Source organism: Tardiphaga sp. 42S5 (assembly GCF_034044155.1).
GTDB lineage: Bacteria > Pseudomonadota > Alphaproteobacteria > Rhizobiales > Xanthobacteraceae > Tardiphaga > Tardiphaga robiniae.
In genome coordinates, this window is record NZ_CP139027.1 from 2,295,642 (window position 1) to 2,320,773 (window position 25,132).

Here is a 25,132-nt window from a genome sequence, read left to right on the forward strand (position 1 = left end):
GCCCGCATCTGGTCACTGATCCACAAATGGACCAGCCTTGTCTCGACCGTCTTTCTGCTGCTGCTGTGCCTCACGGGCCTGCCGTTGATCTTTCATCATGAGATCGACGAGGCGCTCGGCTATGCGCCGAAGATGGATGTGCATGTGCCCGGCGCGCCGAAGCTCAGTCTCGATGCCATCGGCCGCGCCGCGATCACGGATCATCCCGGCAGTGTGTTGCTCTATATGGCCTGGGACAAGGACGAGCCCGGCATGGTCTCGACCTTCACCAACACGTCGGTGACCTCCGATCCGCAGACCTCGGTGGTGAAGGCATTCGATGCCTATACGGCGAAGCCGGTGGGTCTGCTCGGCACCGGCCCGATGCTGGTGATGTTGCGGCTACACACCGACATGTATCTCGGTCTCCCCGGCAAGTGGTTCATGGGCGTTATGGGTTTCCTCTTCATGATCGCCATCATCTCCGGCGTGGTGCTGTATTGGCCGTTCACGCGCCGGCTGAATTTCGCGGCGATCCGCAAACAAAAATCGCGCCGGGTGTTGTGGCTCGACTGGCACAATCTGCTTGGCGTGGTGACCATCGTGTGGGCGCTGGTGGTCGGCGGCACCGGTGTCATCAACGCCTATGCCGAAGTCATGCTCGGCATCTGGCAGCGCAATGAGCTGGCGGCCATGGCCGCACCCTATGCCGGCAAGCCCACGCCGACGCAGCTCGCGTCGCTGGACAAGGTCGTCGGCAATGCCATGAAGACGACGCCCGGCATGGATCCAGCCTTCATCGCATTCCCCGGCACGCCGTTCACATCGACGCATCACTTCGCCGTCTTTCTGCGCGGCGATACGCCGCTGACGTCGCGGTTGGTGAAACCTGTGCTGCTCGATGGCGAGACCGGCGAGGTGTCCGACACCAGCGAGCTGCCAACCTATCTGAAAGCCGTGCTCGTCTCGCAGCCGCTGCATTTCGGCGACTATGGCGGCATGCCGCTGAAGATCATCTGGGCGCTGCTCACGGTCTTCACCATTATCGTGCTCGGCAGCGGGCTGTATCTGTGGGCAGTGAAGCGCAGCAAGGTCAGGCGCGGGGCGCGGCTGTCTGCCGGCGCGACGGCAGCATTCGGACGATCGTCATGAGCGAGGTGCAGGAGCGCAGGGCGAGCTGGTGGCGCGTGTTCGGCGCGCCGATCGTCATTGGCGTCTTATCGCTGGCAGGCTTGTTGTCGGCGCTGCTCGCGGGCGATCCCGGCCGCTATTTTGCGTGGTTCGGCGTCGGGCTGCCGATCGCGATTGCGGCATGGGCGTATTGCCGGAAGTGACTGAGAAAGCAGGGCGGATCAGCGAAGCGTAATCCGCTGCTTCTCCGGCATCGTAATGCCAACGGCAGATTATGCCTTCAGCTAATCCGCCGCTGGCCTATGAGGTTACCAGCGCCGATCCCAGTTATTGTTCCAGCCGTTGTTCCATCCATTGTCCCAACCGTCCTGCTGACCACGCATAGCGCGGCTGCCGCGGCGCTGGTCGCCATAGGCCAGCATCGGGTTCTGCATACAGTCGCCGCGCTGGCCGCTCACGGTGGCCATGCACTGGTTATAGGAGGTGAACGTACAGCTCGGATTGAAGCCAGTGGCCGAGGTGCGCGAGCACCATGGATATTCGCGGGCCATGGAGGGCGTGGCGCCCATCACGACCAGAAGCGCAGTTGCTGCCAGGATTGAGCGCATGTCGATTCTCCCTTGAGGTCTGAAATCGATAATGCGCAGCTTACATCGCCGTTCCCGCCTGCGACAGCGCGTCGTGATCACTCCGTCCTACCGGGACTTCAAACCGCGGTGATGCGCATCAGTCCGTCAGTGTGGCCGCCATCGCATCCAGCGCTACCCGTGCGGCCTCCGGCGCGATCTCGATCTGCAGCCCGCGCTGGCCGCCATTGAGATAGACCGTATTTTCCGACAATGCCGCCTGTTCCATGGCGACGGGCACGCGCTTCTTCTGTCCGAACGGGCTGATGCCACCGACGTGATAGCCGGTCATCCGTTCGGCGTCGGCCGGGCGCATCATCTTTGCGCTCTTGCCGTGAAACGCTCCGGCGAGCTTCTTCATGCTGACCTCCTTGTCGGAGGGCACCACGACGCAAACCGGCTTGCCATCCACCTCGGCCATCAGCGTCTTCAGCATGCGCTGCGGCGCAATGCCGAGCGCCTCCGCTGCCTGCAGACCGATGCTCTCGGCGTCGGGGTCGTAATCGTAGGTATGCAGGGTGAACGCGGCGCCGAGCTTGCTCAGCGTTTGCGTGGCGCGGGTGGTTTTCGACATGGAGTGCTCAAGCAGTGGTGAACTCAGACGACCTCGGTCACGGGCTGCATGTCGATAGCAAAACTTTCGAGGAATTTCGAGGTCATGATGTAGAAGCCGACCGCGAGCTGCAATTCCACCAGCGCACCGGGCGTCAGCCTAGCTACGATCGCCTTGAAGGTCGCGTCGGTGGGGCGATGCAGTTTGACGATCTCGTCGGTGAAGGCCAGTGCCGCGCGCTGCGTGTCGTCGAAACAAGTTGCGGCCTGCCAGTTCTCCAGCGCCGCGTTCTGCTCCTCGGTGACGCCGATATAACTGCCGATGCGCTTGTGCGCGACCACTTCATAGGGCGCCTCGCAGAGAATGCCAGTGCGGGTGATCGCCAGTTCGCGGATGACGGGATCGAGCTCGCCCTTGTTGCGGATGGCGCCGCCGAGCCGGCAATATTGTTCGAGGTAGCTGGGCGAATGCGCCATCATGCGGAAGATGTTGGCATTGCGGTTCTTGCCGAGGATCTCGCGGGTGCGTTCGCTGGCTGCGGCGGGATCGCTGTAGTCGATGCGGGCCATGGGTCCTCCCTTGAGATCGCCGTCGCGCCCTCCTGATGGGGCGCGTTCGGGCGAATGGCGTTGTCGTTGTAGCCGAGCAGGGATAGCTCTGCCAGATCGCGATGGTCAGGCCTGCGTGTCGTATTCAACATTGCAGGCGCTTGCGCATAGTGGTCAAAGGGGGCCCCGTCATTCTGGCGGGGCCATGCGCCGGTCTCGATTCAATGACAAAAAGAGAAGACCCAAGGAACGTTTCGAGCGACGTTGCACCTCGCAAGACAGGTATTCGACTGTTCGTCCCCATCCTGGCGGGGGCACGGCTTGGCGAGCGCATGATTGCTTGCCTGGGCGCACTGCTGGGCATCGTGCTCACGGGATTGATCTGCCGATCGGTGTTGGGCGACAGCTCCAGCCTGCCGCTGATTGTGGCGCCGCTGGGCGCTTCCGCTGTGCTTCTCTTTGCAGTCCCGACCAGTCCGCTGGCCCAGCCTTGGGCGATCATTGGTGGCAATACCATCTCGGCTCTGATCGGTGTCGCTGTCGCGCATCTCATTCCCGATCAGATTCTGGCGATCGGATTCGGCGTATCGCTCGCCATCGCGGCGATGTCCTTTGCGCGCTGCCTGCATCCGCCCGGCGGCGCCACGGCGCTGACGGCCATCATCGGCGGGCCCATCGTGACCGCATCGGGATATCTGTTTCCATTCGTGCCCGTCGGCCTGAACTCGGTGCTTCTGGTCGGGCTGGGCTATCTGTTCCACAAGATCTCGCGGCGGACCTATCCTCACAGAGCGCCGGTGCCATCAGCAAATCCGCATCAGACATCGGACATCAGCCCGGAGCTCCGGGTCGGCTTTCGCGCCGAGGATATCGACAAGGCGCTGGAAGCGCTCAGCGAGACTTTCGATATCAGCCCCGACGATCTCGAAACGCTGCTGCGGCAGGTCGAACTGCAAGCCATGTTGCGCTCGCACGGCACGATCCTGTGCGGAGACATCATGTCGCGCGATGTCGTCACGGTCGGATTGCGGGATAGTGTCGAGCTGGCCCGCTCGCGGCTGCTCCTGCACAATGTCCGCACGCTTCCCGTCCTGGGCAAGCAGGGACAGCTCGTCGGAACGGTCGGTCTCCGCGAGCTGATGAAAGAATCGGGCGATGTCGGAAAATCCATGTCGCCCGCAGCGACGGCGACGATGCGGACGCCGGCGGTGACCTTGCTGCCGACGTTGACCGATGGACGCACGCACGCCGTCATCATCGTCGATCAGGACCGCATGATGCAGGGGCTGATCACCCAGACCGATTTGCTCAGCGCCGTTGCGAAGCTTGTTCCTGTTGCCGTGTAGGTGATCGGGCACCTGCAAGTCCGCGGACGGAATGAAGCTGCAATTCGGTTGAACAATCTGTAGCTGGAGATATGGTTCTCGCGCAGCGTTAAAACTCACAGCGAGGCTGTCATGCGATCTTCACGAATTCCCGTTCTGAAGCTTGTGCTCGGCCTGGGCATGTTCGCCGTCGCGTTTTGTAGTGCGGGCGTCATCGCAGAGGAGGGACGGGCCGTCGTGTGGCCGACCCAGGGCTGGCAGATATCCACGCCGGAAGAGCAGGGCGTGGACCCGGCAGCGCTCGCCAGGCTGGTTGAGTCCGGTGCTCGTCAAAGCATGGACAGCATTCTGATCGTGCGTCACGGCAAGATCGTACTGGATGCGTATTACGCGCCGTACAGCGCGGACATGCCTCACGTGGTCAACTCCGTCACCAAGGCCGTGATCGGCACGCTGACGTCATTCGCCTTGAAGGATGGTCTGCTGACGGGCACCGATCAGCCGGCGCTGCCATTCTTCGGCGAGCGCAATATCCTCAACCTCGATGACAGAAAGAAAGCCATCACGCTTCAAGGTCTGCTGGATATGACCTCCGGACTGACGTGGGAGGAAGGGCTCGGCGAAGGGCCGCCGCTGTCGGTGATCGACATGGAGCGAAGCCGGAACTGGATCGAGTTCATCCTCAATCGACAGATGGCCGCGACGCCCGGAGACCGCTTCAATTACAATAGCGGCAATCCGCATCTGCTGTCCGCGATCCTCACCAAGGTAACGGGGATGAGCGCGGAGGATTACGCGAAAGCGAAGCTGTTCGGTCCGTTGGGCATCACGGCGTGGAAATGGCGGCGCGATCCGCAGGGCGTCTCGACCGGCGGATACGGTCTGGCGCTGCACCCGCGCGATATGGCGAAGTTCGGCTATCTCTATCTGCGCAACGGCGAGTGGGAGGGTAAACCGCTGGTGCCGCGGGACTGGATCGACAAGGTGAACCACGCCACGGTGGACATGCACCTCTCATTTGCTCCGGCCTGGCGTTATTCGAATTTCTTCTGGGCTCTGCCCGACAGCAACGTCTATTGGGCGAGTGGCTATCATTGTCAGTTGATCGTGGTCTATCCAGCACTGGATCTCGTGGCGGTGACCACAGGCAGAAACGGCTGCGCCGTGACGACTCTCCTGCCCTCCATCGCGGCATCTATCAAATCCGAGACTGCAATACAGCCGGACACGGCCGGCACAGAATTACTGGCGAGCGCCCTCCGCGCCATATCGACAGAGAAACCGTCAGAGGTCGGACCGACGCCAGAGATCGCATCGACGATCTCTGGCAAGACCTATACGTTCGCCCGCAATCCGCTGGGCGTGAAATCGCTGACGCTGACACTGGTCGGCCCGAACCCGCATTATGATTTCGAACTCTACAGCCGCAATTCGGCACGGCCGCCCGAGATGATCAGCGGCCCCATCGGGCTCGACGGGCTGTATCGCAAGGGAAAGGACACGCCCTATGGGCTGCTTGCTGTGAAGGGACGGTGGCTGGATGATCATGCGTTCGAAGTCGAGCGCATCAATATCGGTGCGAGCGAACTGTCGCGGAAATGGACGCTGTCATTCGATGGTGACAAGGTCAGTCTTCGCGGCAAGAACTATGAAGGTGTCGATGTTGCGATCGATGGACAGTCGGGCGGTTGATCGCCGAAAGGCACGGGAAGTCCTGAGACCTCCCGTGCGGTCTTGCAGCGTCAGACCGGCATGATGCCCGGCGATTGGCGTGGCCATTTGGCGATGACTTCCGGCGCTACGTTGAGATGTTGTGCGACGAGAGCCGGCGGCGTGTGCGTCAACCAGTCGGACAGCGACACTTCCTCGTAATGCGCCGTGCGGAACACCTCGATGAATTGCAGGTCGGTGTCGCCGGTGTTCTCGATATAGTGGCCGAAGTTGCGTTTGACGTAGCCGACGTCGCCCGGCGTGAAGTCGATGGTGGTGGCGTTCGGTCCGGAATTGAACAGCGTCATCCGCGCGCGGCCCGCGAGATAATACTGCCACTCGTCGGCATTCGGATGCCAGTGCATCTCGCGCATGCCGCCGGGCTTGACCGTCACCAGCGCCACCGCGATCGTCGCCGAAGCGGTGAAGTTGCTGGTGTCGGCAATCCGGATCTCGCCGTTGCGTGTCGATTTGACCGGCTTGGACGATCCAAGCGAATAGGTGAACGGATAGAGCGCGACATCCGCGTCGCGATAGGACGAGGCCTGGTCGGCCGCGAGCGAACCGGGAACCGTGCCCTGGAAGATCCAGAGATTTTGCAGCGGGATTTTCGCGAAGCTTTCGACCGGCACGCCGAAATTCTTGGCGAGGATTTCCGGCGGCGTATGCGCGATCCAGTCCGACAGCAGCAGCGTATTGAACTCGTTGGCCTGACCGTCATCGAAGCAGATCACGAATTCGCAGCCATCGGGGCCGAGGCCCTGCAGCGAATGCGGCGCGCCGGAGGGAAAGTACCAGAGATCGCCCGCGCTGACGTTGGCGACATAAGGCCGGCCCTGATTGTCGAGCACGGTTACCCGGCACGAGCCGTAAGTCATGATCGCCCATTCGCCGGCCTGGTGCCAATGCATCTCGCGGATGCCACCGGCGGTGAGCCGCATATTGACGCCGGAGATCGTGGTCGAGATCGCAAAGTCTGCTTGCGTCACCTGCCGTGCCCAGCCGCCGTTCTGGATGCGCCGCGGAGCATTGTTGAACGTCGCCCATGGCAGCGCCATGCCGCCGATATCGGTCGCCGGTGGCAATTGCGAGGATGGGAACTGGCCGGCGATGACGGGATTTTGCGGGCCGGGATCGCTCAGATTGTTCGGCCCCTTGGCGTTGATCGCGCCCTGCGGCGGCAGATCCGGATTGCCGAATGTCGCAGCCTGTGCGGATGCTGCGGCAGTCATCACGATGCCCGATGCTGTTGCTGCCATGAGATCTCTCCGTGAGAACATGGGACGTCCTCCTGTTGCGACGCGGATCATGCGTCATGGTTTTTGAATCGATGGAAGCGATGCGCGCCGGGTAACACCCGACGCGCGCAGTAAAGGGGAAGAGACAGCTCTACTTCTTGACGCCTGCGGCGGCGAGGATCAGGTCAGCCACTTCCTTGGGATGCGAGACCAGCGACAGATGGCCCGCATTGAGCTCGATCGTGGTCGCATTCATGCGTTTGGCGAGGAAGCGTTCGAGATCGGGATTGATGGTCTTGTCCTCTTTCGACACCGCATAGAATGATGGCTTGTCATGCCACGCGGCTGCGGTGGTGCGGCCTGCGAAGATCGATGCGGCGGTCGAGCCCTGCACGGCATAGAGCACTTCGGCCTGCTTGCGCGGAACGCCATTGGCGAAATATTTCAGGAAGGAGTCTTCGGAGAGCTGGGTGTAGCCATCATGGGTCTGGATTCCGGCGCGCACCTCGCCCGTCGGGAATTTGCCGGACAGCGCCACGAAGTCCTCATTGGCGTCCGGCGCGCGGGCTGCGACATAAACCAGCGCCGAGACCTTCGGGTCGGTGCCGACGTCGCTGATCACGGTGCCGGCCCAGGAATGGGCGACCAGCACGGTCGGGCCATCCTGCAAGGCGAGCGCGCGGCGGGTCGCGGCATCGGAGTCGTCCAGCGAGCTCAGCGGATTTTGCACGGCCGTTACATGGAGGCCTGCCTTCTGCAACAGCGGAATGACTCCGGCCCAGCTCGATCCGTCGGCCCAGGCGCCGTGCACCAGAACCACGTTCTTGGCTTTCACGGGCGCTGCGGTTGCAGCCTGCGCCATCGGCGCCGTCAGCAGGCACATGGTCGCCATCAGCATCGCACGCAGCGTCATCTTGGAGAGGGAGTTCATCAGCATGGTATCACCATTCGGTTGCCCGGCGATTGTTTCGGCCGGAGGGACAAGGGAAGCATGGATGTTGCACTTGACGAGTTCGCTCCGGTCAGCTCGAACGGGAGCGGATCGGCATCACATTATCTGGTCTATGGGATGGCGAGGCCGCGGTGAATCGGACGGTGGTGTGCAGCCGGCATACCTAGGTTTATGGCTACGAATACGCAGGGCCGGCGCCGACTGTTACGTCGGCGACCCCAGCGGTAACGGAATGGTGAGGGCTACAGCATGATCGACTATGTCACCGTGGATGTGTTCACGGACCAGCGTTTCGGCGGCAACCCGCTGGCGGTCGTTCCGGATGCGCGTGGCATCGACGATACGCTGCTGCAGAAGATCGCCACCGAGTTCAACTATTCGGAAACGACCTTCGTGTTTCCCCCGGATGATCCCGCGCATACCGCACGCGTTCGCATTTTCACGCCGACCGATGAGATTCCGTTCGCCGGTCATCCCAATGTCGGCACTGCCTTCGTGCTTGGCCGTCAGGGCACGGCCTTCGGCAGGCCTGTCGGCGATCGCATGGTGTTCGAAGAGAAGGCGGGCCTCGTCCATCTCGATCTGTTGCGCGATGGTGGGGAGGTCATCGGCGCCGGCTTTGTCGCGCCGCAATCCGTTCAGATCGGTGACGAAGTCGATGTAGCGACGCTGGCCGGCTGCATCTCGCTGCCGGCGGATGCGGTCGTGTCACACACGCATCCGCCGCGCATCGTCTCCGTCGGCCTGCCTTTCGCTGTCGCTGAACTGTCGGGTCTCGATGCACTGGCCTCCGCGCGTCCGAATACATCGGCCTTTGAGGTAGCGGGAAAGACATACTGGCACCGCGACGATCGCTTCTCGGCCTTCATCTATGTCCGCACCGGCGACGGCATCGATCATTTGCGCGCCCGCATGTTCGCGCCGCTCAGCAACGTGCCCGAAGATCCCGCCACCGGCAGCGCCTCGGCGGCGCTCGCGGCCTATCTCGTCACGCTCGACCCGCGCCGCGATGCGGTCTGTGGCATCACCATCGAGCAGGGCGTTGAGATGGGGCGCCGTAGCCTCATTGAAGTCGAGGTGCGGAAGCGTGATGGACATGTCGAGAGCGTTCGCATTTCCGGCCGTTGCGTGCCGGTGATGCAGGGCCGTATCGACCTGTAAGCTGAATCACGCATTGCCCGGCAGATCTCTCACGCGCCACAGGGCCAGCGACTTGTCGGCATAGTCGCCGCCAGCTTCCGTACAGCCTTCGTTGATCACGGCTAAGGGAGCAGGAAACAGGAACGTTGCGTACTGCAGATTGAGTACGCGCCAGTCACCGTCCTCGATATCGCGATTGGCTGATGCGTCGGGAAATGTCGTGGTCAGCAGCCAGCGGGTGCTGGAACGTTTCAGATTGGCGATAGCGCGGTGGATGTTGGCGAATGACAGATGCACGAGGCAGTCGCGGCACAACACCAGATCGGCAGCGGGCAGCGTATCGCTGACGAGATCGAGTCGGGCAAAATCGATATGGCCTGCATTGCCATAGTGCGCGGCATTGGCTGCCACGATATCCGGAACGATATCGGCGCCGAGATAGCGGATACCGCCGAGGTCCATCTGCGCCATCCAGGTGAAATCGCCGCAGGGCAAATCGAGGATGGATTGCACCCGCAATCGCCGCAGCAATTGCGTGAGGTCGCGGCGGAGTGACGTTGTTGCGTCGAGTTCGGAGCCGAGGCCGGATTGCGATTTTTCAGCGCCCCACAGATTGGTACGATAGATCAGCTCGAAACGCGTAGTGAGATCGAGCCCGTCGAATTCGCGGCGCCGCTCGGCGAAGCGAAGTTCGGCCAGAACCGGTGTGCGTCGCCTCGATCTGTCCATTCGCGCGCCCATTGCAGCAACGGTAAATCAGAGTTCCACAGCCAGCTTCGATCTGAAGTTCGCCGTTGTAAACACTCGTGAAACACGCTCTGGAATCATTGTTCTTGTAATTCGGCTGAAATCATCTATATTGCGCTTATTCGAATATATGCTCTGGCTTGTTGACCGCGCCGTAATCGGCTCCATTCCCCAAGACATCGTTGAAATCGGATCGGGTTCACGCGATGTCGCGTAGGGCTCGCGCATTCGCACATCTTGGAGAATAGTTATGGCAGTCGGTACAGTTAAGTGGTTCAACGCGACCAAGGGTTTCGGTTTCATTCAGCCTGATGACGGCGGCCAGGATGTGTTCGTTCACATCAGTGCAGTCGAGCGCGCTGGATTGGGTTCGCTCAATGAAGGCCAGAAGGTTTCTTTCGAAGCCAAGGCTGACAAGATGCGCGGCAAGACCAGCGCGGAAGATCTCCGCGCGATCTGAGCTTGAAGGTCCTGAAATTTCCACGGATGTACTGGGATTTCTCGACCGACAAGTTTTGCGTCGTCTTATAGATTTTGAATGACTGAAGCCCGCCGGTGATCATCACCGGCGGGCTTCATGCTATACGCATGATCATACGTCCGATTTCAGCGTCCCATATGAGGATCGATCAAGATGATTGAACGTCTGGATACGCTCAAGGCGGCGCGTATGCGCATGATCGAGGAACGCGATGTGCACGCGAAGGTGCTGGCGGCGCCCTTCAATCGCGACAATGCGGAACGGGCTCGCATGAAGTTTGTCGAGATGCAGAACGTGATCGACGCCATCGATCGCGCCATCTTGGGCGAGCAACCCGTCCAATAACGCCGGCTCTAGCCGATCAATGCGCGCAGTTCCGCAATCATCTTCGTCGTCTCAAACGGCTTGCCGAAAAAGCGACTGTCGTGAGGCAGATCGTTCTGGGCGACCTGCAAATGGCCGGACACGATGACGATCTTGATCGGCGGCCAGCGGTTACGCACAGCATGCGCAAGCTTCAACCCGTCCATGCTGCCGGGCATCTGTACGTCGGTGAACAACAGCACGATATCGTTGCGGCTCTCGAGAATTCGCACGGCCTCGTCGGCATTGTTGGCCTCGATAGCGATGAAGCCGGCTTCCTCGACGATGTCGGCGGCGTGAATGCGGAGCAGAGGCTCGTCCTCGACGATGAGGACGGCAGGCCGCTGCATGTCGCGCGCGTTGGGATCTGGGAGTGCTGCCATCAAAATTGGTGTCACCTTTCGTCGGGTATCGAAGCCAGCTCGCTCAATCTGGTTTCGAACCGACATGTGAGTCCTTCGGGCAAGAATTCGATTTTGACGGAACTGCCGAAGTCGGCTGACAGCGTGCCTTCGATCAGTCGTGAGCCAAATCCACGTCGCGTCGGCGGCGCCACGACGGGGCCGCCGGATTCGCGCCACGCGAAACCTAACGCCAGCCCGTCGCTGCCGGTGTGACAAGCCCAGTCGATATCTATCGTTCCGTCCGGAACGGACAATGCACCATACTTTGTGGCATTGGTTGCGAGTTCATGCAGCGCGAGCGCCAGCGACAGCGCCTGCTTGGCCGTCAGTTCCACCTCGGGGCCCGAGACGCGAATGCGTTTTTCGCCCGTTCGATGCGGCGCGAGCGCGCCAGCGATCACCGTGGGCATCGACGCGCTGGTCCAGCTCGATTGCGTGAGGATGTCATGCGCCTGGTTGAGCGCGGCTAGACGCGCATCGAAGATCGTGCGCGCATCTTCCTTGGTCGCTGCGGTCCGAAACGTCTGGCTGGCGATGGCGCCGACCATGGCCATGGTGTTCTTCATGCGATGTTCGAGTTCGCGCGTCAGCAATTGCTGCTGTGTCTCGGCACGTTTCAGTTTACCGACGTCGCGAATGGTTCCAATGAAGCGACTGACTTCGCCGTTTTCGAATTCCGCACGGCCCTTGGCCGAGCACCAGCGCTCGATGCCGTCATCGAGGCCGATGGTGCGGTATTCGATGTCATAGGCCTGCGGTCCGTCCAGCTTCATGGCGTTCAGGCACGCCCTCTCAGTGACGTCGCGATCGTCGGGATGAAGCCCTTGCAGGAAGACGTCGAACGAGATCGGCTTGCCGAAGGTGAGGCCGAACAATTCGTAGCAGCGCCGGTCCCATTGCAGCACGCCGGTACGCGGGTCGAGATCCCAGGTTCCAGTGTCGGCGGCGTCGAGTGCAAGTCGTAGCTGGCTTTCGCTTGCCTGCAGCGCCACATCCACGGCACGCGATGCAGTGATATCGCGCGACACCGAAAGCAGCTGATGCGGTTTCCCATCGGGGCCGGGAATGGCGGTGACGGTGACATCCCACCATTTCGGCGTGCCGGCCATCGTGGTGGCGTAACCCTGGAAGTGTCCGGTACGCCCAAGCTGAGCGGCTCTTACAGCCGCCTTGGCGTCGATATTGCCCTGATCCTGCCAGAAGTCAGGCCATGGGCGGCCCTCGATCGCGCCGAAATCCGTGACCTCCATGATGCGCTGGCCGCCCTCGGTCATGAAGATGAGGTTGCCGTCGAAATCGAGAACCTTGATGCAGTCGCCCGATGCTGCGAGCAAACTTCGCAAGAATGAATTGGCGTCCTGAATAGGTCCTAACGATTGATCCACGAATACCCCGGGAGCTGCGGCTCCGATCGCAAAAATACGCTGCAACGAAATACGGCCGCAAACAGATACGGTTGCGGATGTACGCTAACAGGTCTTCGAGCAAACGTGCCAGACCAGACCGGGTTCCGGCTCAATCGCGGCGATGCCGCGTGCGTCGATTTACGCTGAGGTCGATATAGCCTCCGCCGCGCTGCCGTCGTGCCAGAGCCACGCGCTGACCGCGCCGCTGCGGCCGCGGATCTGGACTTCGGTCGGGCCGCTCAGCGCCCCCGTCGCGCGCACCGCACAGTCCGCTCCCGCGGCGCGCAGCAGGTCGTCGCTCAGGGCCACCTTGGCGCCGTGGCTCGCGGCCACCTCCATGAGCCGGCTGGCGACATTGACGGTATCGCCGGTCGCGGTGATGTGCTGGTAGCTGGCGCCGCCGAGACGCGATGCGACGATATCGCCGAAGTGTGCGCCGATCTTGAATCCGATCTGGCTGGCGATCTCAGGCGGAAGACCGGCGATCCATGTGCCGGTGCGCGTCGTGAGTTCGATACAGCAGCGTGCGGCACGGGCGGCATCGTCATTGGCGACCACAGGCAATCCGAACAGGATCATCGCGCCGTCGCCCATGAAGGTTGTCACCACACCTCCATGGGCGAGGGTCACCTGATCGATCATGGCGTGGAAGGACTTCAGCAATTCGCGCACCGCATCTGCGTCGCGTGTCTCACTGAGTGCGGTGAAGCGCGAGAGATCGATGAAGATGACGGCGGCATGCTGATGCACCGGCTGCAGCAGATAGTCCGGATTCTTGATCAGCCAGTCGCGCAGGCCCGGCGCCTGGAACTGGCGCAGCAGGTCGCTACGGGCGGCGAAACGCTGCACGCTGCGGCGGCTGCTCCAGATCTGGAGCGCGCCGAACGCCATCGCTGGCGGTACGGCCGCGGCCAGCGGCAATGCGGCGCTCATCCAGATGCCATGACCATAGGCGATGGTGTTGATCACGGCCCACAATGCGACGACGGCGACGATCGCAATGAGGCCGACGGCATTGCGCCGCCAGGCGAGCAGGACGATGCACAGCATCGCCAGGACGATCGCAAAGCCGGCATCGAACAGCCGGATGGATGTATTGCGCAGCAAGGTGTCCTTGGCGAGCAGATGCGTGATTGCGGTGGACACGACTTCGACGCCGGGCATCACCGGATCGAACGGCGTGGAGAAGAAGTCACCGCCGCCGCTGACGGTGACGCCGATGGCGACGACGCGATCCTCGACATCGGCGCGGCGGAGTTTGCCCGCCAGAACCTCCGATGCGCTGATCGTCCGGATCGTGCCGCGCGGCCCATAGAAAGACATCGGCAACAAATGGCCGACATCGGTCGGAATGTGGTTGCCGGCGAGGGAGAAGTTATACTCGCCAATCTGGGTATCGTCGCGCGAGGCGGCGGATGCGACGCGCAGCGGCATCGACACCATCACGCGGTCGGCCGAGCGCATCAGCATCGGCATCGAGCGCGGCACGCCGCTGCTATCGGTGTTGAGATTGACCACGCCGACCGTGGCCTGATCGGCGAAGATTTTCAGCGGAAGCAGAAATCCCGACGCCACCGGCAGATCCGCAAGCGGCCCGGCCTCCTTGGTGGCCACGGTCTGTTTGGACTCGCTGAACAGCGCCGCCGCGGCGATGACGGTGTTGGTCTTGCCGAGCGCCTGTGCCAGTGCGGCATCGCTCTCTGCTGCGCCGGCATCGACCAGCAGCAGATCGAGAGCGAGCACTTTCGGTTTGTAGCGTGCGATTTCCTCGATGATTGTCGTCAGCGTGGCGCGGGGCAGCGGATAGTTGCCTTGTTCGCGTGCGACCCGATCGTCGATGGCGATGATGGTGACGAGATCGGGCGGTTTCTTCACGCCGCGGATCTGGATGCGCAGATCGGTCAGCGTCGCCTCTAACCGGTCGAGAAAGCCGACATCGCCGCGGTTGTGACCAAAGGCCAGCGCTGTCGCCCACACGCCCGCAAGGACCATGGCGAGCGGTGTCTGCAATCTGCTGGCCTTCATCATCGTTTGTATCCGGGCCGCTTAACGCCCAAGCCTTGTTAACGTCTAAGCCTTGCCATCAGCGCGGTGACGCGCGGCGCCGGCCAACGCTTGATGTCGAGTGGCGTCGCCGAGGTATCGACATCGACGCCTTCACCGGGGCCGAGGGTTACGCTGCCGGGGCCGGTCACGCGCCTGACGCCGACACGACCGGTCTCGACGAAGACGGAGGTCTTGCTGCCCTCGGCGTCCACCGCCCATTTGGTGCCACGCACGGCGGCGATTGCTTGCGGTGTCATCACCTCGAAGGTTTTGCCGGCCTTCTGTTTGGGGGCCTCGATGAAAATGGCCTTGCTTTGCAGGTCGACGCCGTCGATACGGCCGTTGCGGTCGCGGTCGAGCAGCGTGAAACGCGCGCCGTTTTCAGCAATGATCGTCACGCCGCCGCAGTGCAGGGTTTGCGGGCCGCCGACCGGTTGGCTCGATGTGCAGCCGAGGCCGGCCTGCTGCGCCGATGCAGCGCTGCCATACAGGCACGCCGCAGCGACGATGGCCGCCGCCAGCCTGATTGAATGGGTCATGTTGGTTACTCCTGAACGCCACATCGATAAGGCGGGCGGCGGGCGATTCCGTTCAACGTCAGCGGGCGAGCGGCGTGATTAACGCTTGGAGGTACCCATATAGGGCGACGCGGCGGCACAACGAGGGCAGATCCAACCGGGATCGCCGATCTCACGACCATGTGAGATTGAGAGGCATTCTCAGTAATCGGGCCGCGAGCGTTGCCGCAATCTCGCCACATCGCCCCGGATTTTCAGGGGATATCAAAGGTTTGCATGAGGCTAACGAAGCCATTTTCGGGGCGTTCGTGCTTGTTTTCCCCCCGCGCTTCCTTTATTCCCGTTTTGCATCGCAGACAGCGTCCTGGAAGACTTGGGTAACCAAGATCATTGGCCGCGTTTAGGCGGATGCCTGGGCGTGATCCGGCAAACGGCAGACCGTTTTCCGCGCTGATCACGCTTCGACGCGTGTATTTTCAGAGGACTAGCGCCAAATGGCCAATGTTGTCGTCGTCGGCGCCCAGTGGGGCGACGAGGGTAAGGGCAAGATCGTTGACTGGTTGTCGGATCAGGCTGATGTCGTCGCCCGCTATCAGGGCGGCCACAATGCCGGTCATACGCTGGTCATCAATGGCCAGACCTACAAGCTGGCGCTGCTGCCGTCCGGCGTCGTGCGCCAGTCCAAGCTCTCGGTGATCGGCAATGGCGTGGTGTTCGACCCGCAGGCCTTCGTCGATGAAGTCGCCAAGCTCCGCGGTCAGGGCGTCGATGTCGGCCCACACAATCTGCGCGTTGCCGAAAACGTCACGCTGATCCTGCCGCTGCACCGCGAACTCGATGCACTGCGCGAGAATGCCAACAAGGCTACGGCCATCGGCACCACGCAGCGCGGCATCGGCCCGGCCTATGAAGACAAGGTCGGCCGCCGTGCGATCCGTCTGATGGATCTCGCCGATCTCGCCACCCTGCCGCACAAGGTCGATCGCCTGCTGACGCATCACAATGCGCTGCGCCGCGGTCTCGGCCTCGCAGAATTCAACACGGCTGACATCGTGAAGGAGCTCTCCGCATTCGCGCCGGTGCTGCTGCCCTATGCTGAGGCCGTCTGGCGGCTGCTGGACAGCAAGCGCCGCGAAGGCAAGCGCATCCTGTTCGAGGGCGCGCAGGGCGCGCTGCTCGATGTCGATCACGGCACCTATCCCTATGTCACCTCGTCCAACACGGTTGCTGCGCAGGCGGCGACGGGCACCGGCATGGGCCCGGGCGCGGTCGGCTATGTGCTCGGCATCTGCAAGGCCTACACCACGCGCGTTGGCCAGGGTCCATTCCCGACCGAACTGCTCAACGAGATCGGCGAAGAGATCGGCCGTCGCGGCAAGGAATTCGGCGTCAATACCGGGCGCAAGCGTCGCTGCGGCTGGTTCGATGCGGTGCTGGTGCGACAGACTGTCCGCACCTGCGGCATCAATGGCCTGGCGCTGACCAAGCTCGACATCCTCGACGGCTTCGACACCATCGAGGTTTGCGTCGGCTACAAGCTCGACGGCAAGGAAATCGACTATCTGCCGGCCGGTGAAGGCGCTCAGGCCCGGATCGAGCCGATCTACGAGACCATCGAGGGTTGGAAAGAGCCGACCGCGAATGCGCGCTCCTGGGCCGATCTGCCGGCGCAGGCGATTAAATACGTGCGCCGGATCGAGGAACTGGTGGGCTGTCCGATTGCTTTGCTTTCCACGAGCCCGGAACGCGAAGATACTATTCTGGTGCAAAACCCGTTCGAGGCTTAACGGACTGTTACCGGATAGCCTCCAAATTGATGCACCCGCAACATTGAGTCGAGATGGCTGATTACTACCCGTTGATCGCCCGTGCCATCGCCGGACTGGACCCCAGTGCTCCCGGTGAGCAGCGGCGCGCGCTCTATGAGCGCGCCCGCACGGCTCTGATTGCCCAGTTGCGCAGTGTCGAGCCGCCCCTCAGCGAGTCAGAGATCACTAGGGAGCGGCTGTCGCTCGAAGAGGCCGTCCGCAAGGTCGAATCTGAAGCGGCCCAGCGCGCTCGCGATGCGTCGCGGCCTGCGGGGGCTGGAACGACGGGCGACGGCAAGCCGCGCGCCGGCGATGCTTTCCGCAATGCCGGGCCGCGTGCCGGTGCCACGCCGGCCGAGCCGTCGCCGCGCGGCCGCCAGCCGATTACGCCGACGCCGGCGTCTCCCCGCGGGCCGGAAGAGCCGCGCCCGCCGCGCACCTTGCGCGTCGATCCGCCGCCGATTCCGAAGCAGCAGTCGCCCAATGCCGGCGCGCAGGATCCGAACGGTCCGCCAACCCGCGAACGATCAGGCACGCCGCGCCGCTTCGAGAACAATCCGGCAGCACCCCCGCCGGCCCGCAACGACCGCAGCGATCAGGGCGATGCCGCGATGCGCGGTTTCCGCGACGTCACCGCCGATGTCGACGATCTCGGTCGCGCCGCTGCGCAGGCCAACCGCGCGGCGCGGAAAACTTACGCCAACGTGCCGTCGCCGACGCCGGAATTCGATCGTCTCGAACCCAGCATGGAAGCGCGTAGCGAAGCTTTCGGCTACGACGAAACGGCTTACGACGACCAGGACGGCGACGAGTCGCAGGTGCCGCCGTCGCGCATCAAGGATTCCAAGGGCAAGAAGGCGAAGCCGCCCAAGCCTCCGAAGCCGAAGCGCGTCAGCGGCGGTTTCCCGTTCAAGACTGCGCTTCTCATCGGCATCGTGATGATCCTGATCGGCGCCGTGATTCTGGGATGGCCGACGATCAACAAGATGGTGCGCGGTTTCGCCGGCGGTTCGGCGCCCGTCGTCACCGACAACAAGGATGCGCCGCTGGCGCCGCGGCCGAAAATCGCCGATCGCGTTGGTCAGCCGTCGTCGTCGGATCAGATCGCGCCGGTCGCGCAGCGCGTCGTTCTGTATGACGAGGATCCGGCTGAGCCGAAGGGGCGGCAATATGTCGGCACGGTGGTCTGGCGCACCGAGCAGATCAAGGGCACTGGCGGCAAGCCTGGTGACATCGCCGTGCGCGCGGACATCGAGATTCCGGAACGCAAGTTCAAGATGACCATGTCGTTCCGCCGTAACACCGACACGTCGCTGCCTGCCAGCCACACGGCCGAACTCACTTTCGTTCTGCCGCCCGATTTCGCCGGCGGCGGCATTGCCAATGTTCCGGGCGTGCTGATGAAGTCAAACGAGCAGGCGAGGGGCACGCCGCTGGCGGGCCTCGCGGTCAAGGTCACTGACGGCTTCTTCCTGGTCGGTCTCAGCAATGTCGAAAGCGATCGCGCGCGCAACCTGCAGCTCCTGAAGGAGCGGTCATGGTTCGATATCCCGCTGGTCTATGCCAACCAGCGCCGCGCCATCATCGCCATCGAGAAGGGCTCGCCCGGCGAGCGTGCCTTCAACGACGCATTTGCGGCCTGGGGCGAATAATAGATCATGCGCGCTGGTCAGCCGCTCGTGATCTGCACCGATCTATCCACGTCATGCCCGGCCTTGAGCCGGGCATCCACGTCTTGTCACAGGTGAAGGCGTGGATGGCCGGGTCAAGCCCGGCCATGACGAATGAGAGTGCATTGCCTGGACCAACAAATCGATGTTGAGGCTACGGTTACTTGCCCTCAAAGCTACCCGCCTGCGCCACCGCTCCGTCGTTTCACGTCATTCCTGCAGCCAGCACTGCTTCACCAGAGGTTTCGCAGGCGCGCGCTCACCATCGCGTTGTCAGGCTGCCGAGAACGGTGCGCCCCTGCGTGAAGGTGCAGGTCCCACCGTTGCAGATCGGAACACGCTCGTCCGACAGATTGCGCGCATTCACGGCCAGGCGCATGCCGCGATAGTCGTAATGCACACCCGCATCGAACGCCGTGATCGCAGGGTTTCTGATCGTATTGATGTCGTCAGCCCAGGTCTGTCCGATCCAGCGTGCGCCGGCGCCGACACCGAAGCCCGCGAGCGGGCCGGTCTGCCAGGTGTAGTCGAGGAAGATCGCCGCCTGCTGAGTGGGCACGCCGATCGGCACCTTGCCGAGATCGAAGCCATTGCTGCGGGTGACGGTCGCGTCGGTGTAGCTGTAGGAGGCGATGCCCTTCAGCCCCGGCATCAGCCCCATCACCGCTTCCAGTTCGGTTCCGCGTGAGCGGATCTGGCCGGTCTGCACCGAGTACAGCGAACCGAAGACCGGATCGGTGGTCAGCACGTTGTCCTTGGTCAGGTTGAACCAGGTCGCCGTGAAGTAACTGTTCCAGCCGAGCGGCTGATACTTGATACCGGCTTCGAACGATTCACCGGTCGTCGGCGCGAAGGGCGTAGCGCCGCGCCCGGGCGCCGTCGTGCCACTCTGCGGCAGAAATGACGTCGCGTAGTTGACGTAAGGCGCGAGCCCGTTGTCGAACAGATACAGCAATCCCGCGCGGCCCGTGAACTTGCTTGGGTCGCTCGTGGTCGTCACGCCTGACAGGTCGTCGTGGTTCGAGAGTTCGGCAAAGTCCTGCCGGCCGCCGATGGTCAGCCGCCAGCCGCCCAGTGCCATCTGGTCCTGTGCGTAAAGTCCGATCTGGCCGAGCGTCTGGCTGTTGGCGCTCATAATCGACAAAGGCAATGTCGGCACCGAAGTGCTATAAACAGGATTTGTCAGGTCGAGCGACGGACCGGCGCCCGCATAGTAGCCAAAAGTCGTTCCCTGCCGGAAGTAATCGACACCGGCCAGGACCGTATGCTTGATCGGGCCGGTCGCCAACCTGGCTTGGACCTGATTGTCGATATTGAAGGTGTTCAGGCTTTCCTTGAAGGTTGCCGCGTAGCGGTTCAACGTGCGGCCGTCGGGCGCGAGACTGAGCTGATCGACCATGTTGCCTTCGAACGACAAGTGCCCGAGCCGGACGTTCTGCCGGAACGTCACAGCGTCATTGAAACGATGTTCGAGCCTGTAGCCGACCGAGGCCTGCGACTGCGTGAGCGCATCGAATGACGGATCGCCGAGACGAATATTGGTCACCACGCCCGTTGCCGGGTTGCGCAAATAATACGGCCACATCGACGTCTTGCTGCGCTCGTATTCGGCCAGCACCGTGAGCGTCGTGTCTTCGCCCAGCTTTGCGGTGAAGCTCGGCGCCAGGAAGACGCGATCGTCCCAGGTGCCGGGAATCTGCGTGCCGCTGTCACGCACCAGGCCGGTAAAGCGATAGAGCAGCTTGTCGTTGTCGAGCGTCGGCCCGCTGAAATCGAAACGGCCCTGATAGCGATTGAAATTGCCGATATCGAGCCCGGCTTCGTTGAGCCGCGTCTCCAGCGGCATCTTGCTGACGAAGTTCACCATGCCGCCGGCTTCGTTGGCGCCATAGAGCACGGAGGACGGACCGCGCATGACCTCGATGCGTTCGGCGCCATAGGGTTCGTTGCGGAAATGGGCGAAGGAACCGTTGCCCTGCCGCAGACCGTCGCGGTATTCGCCGAATTGGTTGGCCGCAAATCCGCGGATCAGGAACTGATCGTAGCGGGGATCGAAGCCATAGGGTTGGGTTTGCACGCCCGCCGTATAGGCCAGCGCCTCACCGACGGTTCGCGCGCCTTGGTCGCGCATCTGCTCCGGCGTCACCACCGAAATCGACTGCGGCGTCTCGATCAGAGGCGTATCTGTTTTGGTGCCCGTGGCACTTCGCGTGGCCACATAGCCTTGAACGGGGCCCCATGCGGATTCCGTTGCGCGGGCGCCCGGCACATTGCTCGGCGTGACTGTTCCCTGACGCGTGGCTGTGCGCGCCGTCCGCGCGGCGGTGCGCGACGCGCTGCTGCGCGCAGTGTTCTTGGGTTTGGCGCGCCGGTCTGCGCTGCCTTGAACGATGACGGGATCCAGCTGCGTGGCGCGCGCTGAAGGCGTCTCCGTGCCGGTGGCTTGCGCCAGCATTTGTGCGCTTGCCTGCGCTGACAGGCCCATCAACAAGACAATAGAACTCGCTGCACCAAGACACATTGCCTTGGTGACTTTTCTTTCGACGATCCCCACCGATAACGCCCCGCATGTCGTTCGGACTGACCGAGCCCGATTCCTGCGTGGTCTCTAGGACATCAAATCGCGCATGGCATTACCTGCCAAGTTAGAACCTCTACACACTAGAACCGTTAAAATCGCAGGAGTGTGCCGAGCGGCAATTTGCGGATGGCCGGATCAAGTCAGGCCATGACGAACGAGAGGCGAGAGCTTTCGCTCTCGCGCCGCCGGAATGACAGCTACTTGCAGCCGAAGCTCCCCGCCTGCGTCACTGCTCCACCATTCCACACTGTCCGCAGCGGATAGACGCAAGCCGGATAGCTCAACTTGCTGTCGCGCGACGTCAATGCGATCTCGCCGGGAGCCACACCTTTCTCGACCCAGTCCGTCAGCGCGGTGAAGAACTGATCCTGCTCGCGCGTCGGCGTCTGGTTGGCATTCCCCGGCAGTTTCGGCAGCGGCACGGAATCGTTCTGTCCGCTGACCGTATAGGCCCGGCCCTGCGAGCTGTGGGCCGAGCCGGGCAGCAGATACATCCGCATGAACTTCTGCACCTCCGCGTGGCCGCCCATCTGCGCCGCGACGCGCTCGTGATAGTTGACGTTGCCCGCTGGAGGGATCGCGTCGTCGACGAGGCCGCTATAGACGATGATCTTGCGACCGAGTTCGCGCAACTTGCCGAGATCCGCCTTGTCGGTGCCGAGATTGCTGAACAAAGTGGGTTGCAAGGCAAGGTTCTTGTTCACCGTATCGGCGAGGTCGGCATAGCTGAGCTCCTGCCACTTGTTGCGTTCGGTGCTCGAGCCGTTGTTGAACGGAATGTCCGACGGGTTGGTGGCGCTGGCATCGGCGGCGTAGCGGACGTCCTGCAGGGCCAGGGCCACGCTGCCGGCGGCTGTACCGGTGATCTGGCTGCCGATCGCCGTGGTCCTGGTGAAGGCCCACCACACCTGTTTCGTGCCGAGCACCTTGCCACTGCGGCTGTCGGAGCTTTGCGCGGCGTCATAGCTGCCATCGGGCGTTGCGCCGAACCAGATCCTGTCGAGCGCCATCGCTTCCTTGATGCTCATACAGGTTGCCGCATCGGCATTGCTGCCGGTGACGCCCTGGCCAGCCTCGCCGCTGCAGAGAGCTGCGGCATCGCGCGCGGGATCGTAATCGCAGGCGAACGGATCGAGCAGGAAGCCGATCCCGGCTTTGTCGCACGCGGCGAGGGCACGTTTGTTGGCGGCGTCGATCTTGGCGGCGAAGGCGGTGGCTTTCGGCTTGTCGAGCGCTGTGAAGCCGAGTTCGGTCTTCATCACGATCTGCGGATACAGCGCGGCCGTGCCGAATTGCGGGATGTTGAGCGCCGGCTGGGCGATCATGTAGCCGTCATAGAGTTCGGGATAGTCCTGGGCGATCTTCATGCCCTGCCGGCCGCCCTGCGAATGGCCATCGTAATAAGCGTAAGCCGGCGCCTTGCCGTAATAGAGCGTGACGAGCGCTCTGGTCCTGACGGCCTGCTCCACCATGGCGCGGACCGAGAAGTCGCGGAACGCCTCGACATTGACCTTGCCGTCGGAGAGGAAGGTGAAGGAGCCGTCCTGATACCAGGGTTGTCCTGCATCGGTGGTGCCCGAGGCATAACCCATATTGGCGTTGACGAGGGCGGGCACCTTGCTGCCGATCTTGTCGGCGATGCGATGGCCACCGCCGACCCAGCCGCCACCGCCGTAATTGCGGATGCGCGTATTCCAGTTCGACGGTGTCGGCAGCCAGACCTCGATGCCGATGCCCTCGGACCAGGAGCGTGCAGTCTTGTCCTTTTCCGCCGTGAAGCCTGGCCCCACCAGAAGCTTCACAAGGCACATGTCCGCCGCCATGGTGATCGGGCGAGGCGAATCCTGTGCGACCAGTTCCTCGCCCTTTTTGATCGCCCGCACGGCCACCACGGTGGTGGCCTCATCCGGATGAAATGCAGTCTTGATACCGTCGTCGCAGGCGAGCTGCTGTGCGGAAGCGGGGGCCGTGGTGCCGCATAGCGCGGCAAACAAGGCTATCGCCGTCACGATGGCAGGCGCGCGGTTGTCATCACGGATGATGTGGGGGGCTGTCGACATGGCGTTTCCCGTCTGTTTTATTTTTGAGTTGGGGTGAGTTCTCCTCACTTCGCCTCTGCGATCAACTACCAAAACGATGTCGGAACGTAACATTATGTTAAAAAGGCCCCGTGGATTGGGCCTACAGCGATGTGATTTGACCCCGTGCGGTCGCCTGCTATCCACAATGATCCGCTCTTGAACCCATTCTGCCGCCATGGACCCCCGCATGACCACGCGCCGACAAGTCATGAAATTGGCCGCCTTTGCTGCCAGCCAGACCGCGCTGATGGGCGCGGTGCGTGCCGAGGGCGGTGTCGATCTCGGCGCGGCCGCGTCGTCACAGCTCCCCTTCGCGCAACAGACGCCGATGCGGATCGGCGCCGCCGCGCTTCGTGTCCGCGACCTCGGCAAGATGCGCAGCTACTACACGGACCTGCTGAAGCTCGACACCATCAGCGCGGACAAGGCCGAGGTCGTGCTTGGCGTCGATGGCGTGGCGCTGTTGCATCTGATCCATCGGCCCGATGCGCCACTGGAAGCGCAGACCACGGCCGGGCTGTTTCACACCGCGTTCCTGATGCCGAGCCGCGCGGACTTCGCGCGCTGGCTGGTCCATGCCGCGCTGGCGCGCACACCGTTCGACGGCTTTGCCGACCATCATGTCAGCGAAGCCTCCTATCTCACCGATCCCGAGGGCAACGGCATCGAGGTCTATTCGGACCGGCCGCCGTCGGCCTGGAAGTGGACCGGCGACATGGTGACCATGGGAACCGACCAGCTCGACATCGACAACATCGTGGCGCAGACGGACACGACTCGCGATCAGTATCACACCGCGCCGAAGGCGTTGCGTATCGGCCACATGCATCTACGCGTCGGCGATGTCGCGCGTGGGCGCAATTTTTATGAGGGGCTGATCGGGATGGAGCCGACGCGGCTTGGCCGGCCGGGTGTCGCATTCCTGTCGTCTGGTCGCTATCACCATCACATCGGCATCAACACATGGCAGAGCGCCGGTAGCGGTCCGCGCAATGCGCAGGAGACCGGGCTGGCCTGGTTTTCGCTCCGTATTGCCGATGATGCTGTCATAACTGACCGCAAGCGCCGTCTTGCGGCGGCGGGCCTGTCAGGCGAGTCGATTGCAGATGGCATTGCGATCGCCGATCCCTGGGGCACTCAGGTGCGGCTCGTGAAAGACTAAGGTCGAGAAAGATTTCCGGCATTAGGTAGCAAACACCACCAGACTAAAATTCCATCCCTTGGCATAGTGGACGCATCTACGTTTTTGATGGATGTGGCTTGAGAACTACGCCGCAAGCGGGATGATTTGAAGGGCGATCGCCAGTTACTCATCGATCGGCTGGTGGAAGTCGACAAACAAATTGCTGCGCTTGATACGGTCATCCGGATTTGGGAGCCGGATCACTCGCCGACGTCGGCGGTTGCTCCCGCGGAAAGCGCGGGACGACGCGCGTGCGGTCATATGTCCGCTCGGCACGCAGGGCTATGCGAGAACGGTAGGTCATGGCGGCGTCTTATCGGAACCCTGATCAGATCCAGAATGAAATATACTCAACGTGAGCGGGATACCTACGTGGCCTTGTCGGTTTTAGCCTTTGGCTCCGCAATCAGGCGCGCTTTTCGTGTTGAGGGGGAGGAGTTTACCGATGGCCCTCCAGATGATGACGGCCGTACCGTCAACCCACAACGGAAGGAGCTCTGACTGACGTGGCAATAATTATCTGCTTTATCTAAAGATGCCTCACGCTCCTTAGTGGACCGTAAAGGACAGGGGTCCCTACTCGCGTTCAGTACACCTCGGAGAGCGGCAAGTTCGCTGGCTCATTCGCTGTATGTGGGCCAG

General features: G+C 62.4%; 22 protein-coding genes. 10 read left to right on the forward strand and 12 right to left on the reverse strand.

The window, feature by feature from the left end:
* Positions 1-18 precede the first annotated feature (18 nt).
* A complete protein-coding gene (locus SFY93_RS10710) occupies positions 19-1,131 on the forward strand; it encodes a PepSY-associated TM helix domain-containing protein (RefSeq protein WP_320447741.1) in 1,113 nt (370 codons plus the stop codon).
* Positions 1,128-1,313 carry a hypothetical protein gene (locus SFY93_RS10715; RefSeq protein WP_320447061.1) on the forward strand — a complete coding sequence of 62 codons (186 nt, stop codon included), beginning with the start codon at positions 1,128-1,130 and terminating at the stop codon, positions 1,311-1,313. The genes SFY93_RS10710 and SFY93_RS10715 overlap by 4 nt, the downstream gene beginning before the upstream one ends.
* 105 nt (positions 1,314-1,418) lie before the next feature.
* Here SFY93_RS10715 and SFY93_RS10720 read toward each other — a convergent pair whose 3' ends face one another.
* The 3 genes from SFY93_RS10720 to SFY93_RS10730 all read right to left on the reverse strand — a co-directional run bounded on the left by SFY93_RS10720 (position 1,419) and on the right by SFY93_RS10730 (position 2,858).
* The gene (locus SFY93_RS10720; RefSeq protein ID WP_309947311.1) at positions 1,419-1,718 is read right to left on the reverse strand and encodes a DUF3551 domain-containing protein; all 300 of its coding nucleotides are present in this window, start codon (positions 1,716-1,718) and stop codon (positions 1,419-1,421) included.
* Positions 1,719-1,836: 118 nt separating this feature from the next.
* Positions 1,837-2,310 carry a Cys-tRNA(Pro) deacylase gene (ybaK, locus tag SFY93_RS10725; protein WP_320447062.1) on the reverse strand — a complete coding sequence of 158 codons (474 nt, stop codon included), beginning with the start codon at positions 2,308-2,310 and terminating at the stop codon, positions 1,837-1,839.
* Between the two features lie 23 nt (positions 2,311-2,333).
* Positions 2,334-2,858 carry a carboxymuconolactone decarboxylase family protein gene (locus SFY93_RS10730; RefSeq protein WP_320447063.1) on the reverse strand — a complete coding sequence of 175 codons (525 nt, stop codon included), beginning with the start codon at positions 2,856-2,858 and terminating at the stop codon, positions 2,334-2,336.
* 203 nt (positions 2,859-3,061) lie between these two features.
* Here SFY93_RS10730 and SFY93_RS10735 point away from each other — a divergent pair, with 203 nt between their 5' ends.
* Together SFY93_RS10735 and SFY93_RS10740 are read left to right on the forward strand one after the other, a co-directional pair.
* Positions 3,062-4,183 (forward strand): HPP family protein, encoded by a 1,122-nt coding sequence (locus SFY93_RS10735; protein ID WP_414717103.1) that lies wholly within the window; start codon positions 3,062-3,064, stop codon positions 4,181-4,183.
* A 111-nt stretch (positions 4,184-4,294) separates the two neighbouring features.
* On the forward strand, positions 4,295-5,854 hold the full coding sequence (locus tag SFY93_RS10740) for a serine hydrolase domain-containing protein (RefSeq protein WP_320447065.1): 1,560 nt from the start codon (positions 4,295-4,297) through the stop codon (positions 5,852-5,854).
* A 50-nt stretch (positions 5,855-5,904) separates the two neighbouring features.
* Here the strand turns inward: SFY93_RS10740 and SFY93_RS10745 are convergent, their stop codons facing one another.
* Positions 5,905-7,152: a cupin domain-containing protein gene (locus SFY93_RS10745; RefSeq protein WP_320447066.1), complete on the reverse strand. Its 1,248-nt coding sequence runs from the start codon at positions 7,150-7,152 to the stop codon at positions 5,905-5,907.
* A gap of 109 nt (positions 7,153-7,261) precedes the next feature.
* Positions 7,262-8,023, reverse strand: coding sequence for an alpha/beta fold hydrolase (locus SFY93_RS10750; protein WP_374725704.1), 762 nt, complete (start codon positions 8,021-8,023; stop codon positions 7,262-7,264).
* Positions 8,024-8,311: 288 nt separating this feature from the next.
* On the opposite strand from SFY93_RS10750, the gene SFY93_RS10755 reads away from it, so the two are divergent.
* Positions 8,312-9,223: a PhzF family protein gene (locus SFY93_RS10755; RefSeq protein ID WP_320447067.1), complete on the forward strand. Its 912-nt coding sequence runs from the start codon at positions 8,312-8,314 to the stop codon at positions 9,221-9,223.
* Positions 9,224-9,229: 6 nt separating this feature from the next.
* Here the strand turns inward: SFY93_RS10755 and SFY93_RS10760 are convergent, their stop codons facing one another.
* The gene (locus tag SFY93_RS10760; protein ID WP_320447068.1) at positions 9,230-9,931 is read right to left on the reverse strand and encodes a class I SAM-dependent methyltransferase; all 702 of its coding nucleotides are present in this window, start codon (positions 9,929-9,931) and stop codon (positions 9,230-9,232) included.
* Between the two features lie 268 nt (positions 9,932-10,199).
* Between SFY93_RS10760 and SFY93_RS10765 the strand changes: the two genes are divergently transcribed.
* Together SFY93_RS10765 and SFY93_RS10770 are read left to right on the forward strand one after the other, a co-directional pair.
* Positions 10,200-10,409, forward strand: coding sequence for a cold-shock protein (locus SFY93_RS10765; RefSeq protein ID WP_068731259.1), 210 nt, complete (start codon positions 10,200-10,202; stop codon positions 10,407-10,409).
* Positions 10,410-10,583: 174 nt separating this feature from the next.
* Entirely contained in the window at positions 10,584-10,775 is a 192-nt protein-coding gene (locus tag SFY93_RS10770) for a hypothetical protein (RefSeq protein ID WP_320447069.1), read from the forward strand.
* Positions 10,776-10,783: 8 nt separating this feature from the next.
* Here the strand turns inward: SFY93_RS10770 and SFY93_RS10775 are convergent, their stop codons facing one another.
* From SFY93_RS10775 to SFY93_RS10790, 4 genes are all read right to left on the reverse strand, one after another.
* On the reverse strand, positions 10,784-11,176 hold the full coding sequence (locus SFY93_RS10775) for a response regulator (protein ID WP_320447070.1): 393 nt from the start codon (positions 11,174-11,176) through the stop codon (positions 10,784-10,786).
* A gap of 11 nt (positions 11,177-11,187) precedes the next feature.
* Complete coding sequence (locus tag SFY93_RS10780) at positions 11,188-12,540, reverse strand: sensor histidine kinase (protein WP_320447071.1); 1,353 nt, start codon at positions 12,538-12,540, stop codon at positions 11,188-11,190.
* A gap of 201 nt (positions 12,541-12,741) precedes the next feature.
* Positions 12,742-14,631 (reverse strand): CHASE2 domain-containing protein, encoded by a 1,890-nt coding sequence (locus SFY93_RS10785; protein WP_320447072.1) that lies wholly within the window; start codon positions 14,629-14,631, stop codon positions 12,742-12,744.
* 35 nt (positions 14,632-14,666) lie between these two features.
* Entirely contained in the window at positions 14,667-15,188 is a 522-nt protein-coding gene (locus tag SFY93_RS10790) for a FecR domain-containing protein (protein WP_320447073.1), read from the reverse strand.
* A gap of 473 nt (positions 15,189-15,661) precedes the next feature.
* Between SFY93_RS10790 and SFY93_RS10795 the strand changes: the two genes are divergently transcribed.
* Both SFY93_RS10795 and SFY93_RS10800 read left to right on the forward strand, forming a co-directional pair.
* Positions 15,662-16,954 (forward strand): adenylosuccinate synthase, encoded by a 1,293-nt coding sequence (locus SFY93_RS10795; RefSeq protein ID WP_089261652.1) that lies wholly within the window; start codon positions 15,662-15,664, stop codon positions 16,952-16,954.
* Positions 16,955-17,007: 53 nt separating this feature from the next.
* Positions 17,008-18,627, forward strand: coding sequence for a hypothetical protein (locus SFY93_RS10800; RefSeq protein ID WP_320447074.1), 1,620 nt, complete (start codon positions 17,008-17,010; stop codon positions 18,625-18,627).
* Between the two features lie 277 nt (positions 18,628-18,904).
* Here SFY93_RS10800 and SFY93_RS10805 read toward each other — a convergent pair whose 3' ends face one another.
* Positions 18,905-21,100 carry a TonB-dependent siderophore receptor gene (locus SFY93_RS10805; RefSeq protein WP_320447075.1) on the reverse strand — a complete coding sequence of 732 codons (2,196 nt, stop codon included), beginning with the start codon at positions 21,098-21,100 and terminating at the stop codon, positions 18,905-18,907.
* Positions 21,101-21,423: 323 nt separating this feature from the next.
* Positions 21,424-23,286, reverse strand: coding sequence for a tannase/feruloyl esterase family alpha/beta hydrolase (locus SFY93_RS10810; RefSeq protein WP_320447076.1), 1,863 nt, complete (start codon positions 23,284-23,286; stop codon positions 21,424-21,426).
* A 208-nt stretch (positions 23,287-23,494) separates the two neighbouring features.
* Between SFY93_RS10810 and SFY93_RS10815 the strand changes: the two genes are divergently transcribed.
* Positions 23,495-24,469 (forward strand): VOC family protein, encoded by a 975-nt coding sequence (locus SFY93_RS10815; RefSeq protein ID WP_320447077.1) that lies wholly within the window; start codon positions 23,495-23,497, stop codon positions 24,467-24,469.
* Positions 24,470-25,132 lie beyond the last annotated feature (663 nt).